The sequence below is a fragment of the Staphylococcus sp. 231237_7MaSpsaltlick genome, assembly GCF_043107035.1.
Window position 1 is genome coordinate 1 of the sequence record NZ_JBICNX010000272.1, and the last position, 589, is coordinate 589.

At 25.0% G+C, this 589-nt stretch carries 1 protein-coding gene; it reads left to right on the forward strand.

The window, feature by feature from the left end; genetic code table 11:
• The coding region (locus ACF91D_RS31415) for an Hsp20/alpha crystallin family protein (protein ID WP_392438645.1) at nt 1-380 on the forward strand (380 nt) is incomplete at its 5' end.
• Nucleotides 381-589: the final 209 nt, after the last annotated feature.

The window sequence follows — 589 nt, forward strand, 5'->3', positions numbered from 1 at the left end:
CTAGTGAATTATTTAGAGATTTTGGAAGACAATTTTTTAGTAATTTTCCTGATGAACAAGGTATAAAAACTGATATTAATGAAAAAGATGATAGATATGAATTAAAAGCAGAACTTACAGGATTTTCAAAAGACCAAATAGATATTTCTTATGAAAATGGCATGCTAATAATCTCTGGAGAAAATAATCAGGTAAATGAAGAAAAAGATGATGAAGGTAAAGTGATTCAAAAAGAAAGATCTTACAGTAATGTGAAGAGAATGTATTCATTTAATAATATAGACGAAGATAATATTGAAGCTAAATTTGAAGATGGTATTTTATCTGTAGATTTACCAAAAACTGAAAATAATCAAAGAAAAATAATAAATATTAATTGATATAAAAAAGAGATGTGAATATATTTTCACATCTCTTTTTTATGGTTTAAGAAACGAGTTGAAAACGAGTTTCTTCTTGTCTTGATACTATATAGAAATAACGTTCTTTTTTAAAAACATGATTTGTCGTTGATATGACAGTGTTTTTATGTATTTTTGGAGTTGAAAAGAAAATTTGACATGAAAAAACCCCAGTTATATTATTAAGG